1 protein-coding gene is annotated in these 1070 nt (G+C 44.7%); it reads right to left on the bottom strand.

The window, feature by feature from the left end:
- Positions 1-55: 55 nt before the first annotated feature.
- Positions 56-955, bottom strand: a complete 900-nt coding sequence (gene hslO / locus NJ959_RS29975) for an Hsp33 family molecular chaperone HslO (protein ID WP_254015411.1) — start codon at positions 953-955, stop codon at positions 56-58.
- Positions 956-1070 lie beyond the last annotated feature (115 nt).

The following is a 1070-nucleotide window of genomic DNA, read 5'->3' on the forward strand; positions in this document are numbered from 1 at the left end:
CACTCCCCACTCCCCACTCCCCAATTACTAATTACTAATTACTAATTACTAAAATTTAAACTGACTCAGTTCGCAATTCTTCAATCAACTGAGCCAGTTCATTTCTGTTAGCTTGGTAAACTTCACCGCAAAAGTGACAAGTTGCTTCAGCTCCTTCATCTTTATCAATCATATCCTTAAGTTCCACTTCACCTAACATTTTTAGTGCCCCCAAAACCCGATCAAAGGAACAACCACAGTCAAATCTTACCATCTGAATTTCTGGCATAATTACCAATTCCATATCACCCAGCAATTGCTGAAAAATATCTGGTAAGGTTTTGCCTGCTTGTAATAGAGGGGTGAATCCAGATAACTTGGAGATTCGAGATTCGAGAATTTCTACAAGACTCTCATCTCTTGCTGCTTTAGGTAAAACCTGAATTAACATCCCGCCAGCCGCAGTAACCCCTTGTGCCCCAACAAATACACCAACCATAAAGGCTGAGGGGGTTTGTTCGGAGGTAATCAGGAAATTGGCAATATCATCGCCAATTTCCCCAGATACCAGCTTAACGGTACTGGAATAGGGGTAGCCGTAACCAACATCTCGAATTACATAGAGGTAACCATCTGGACCTACTGCACCCCCAACATCGAGTTTCCCTTTGGCATTGGGTGGTAATTCCACGGTGGGATTGTCTACATACCCCCTGACTGTGCCATCTAAGCCAGCATCAACGAGAATTCCCCCCAGGGGACCGTTACTCTTGATACTTAGATTAATCCTCGACCCTTCTCGTTTCATACTAGAGGCTAGCAACAAACCCGCAGACATGGTGCGTCCTAATGCAGCAGTAGCGACATAAGATAGTTTGTGACGCATTCTGGCTTCTTCTGTTAGTCGCGTGGTAATGACACCGACTGCTCTAATTCCTCCATCTACCGCTGTGGCGCGAATTAATTGTTCCCCCATAAATAACCCTTACGGTTCTAAAAATAGCAGGTTTTATTTCTGCCTCTATAAACCATCTAACCCTGCCGCGTACCTCCCTCTTGTAGATCTCTGGCGCCTGCCGCACTCTCAAAAA

Origin of the sequence: Limnofasciculus baicalensis BBK-W-15, assembly GCF_024178385.1 — a bacterium.
In the GTDB taxonomy this organism is placed as follows: domain Bacteria; phylum Cyanobacteriota; class Cyanobacteriia; order Cyanobacteriales; family Coleofasciculaceae; genus Limnofasciculus; species Limnofasciculus baicalensis.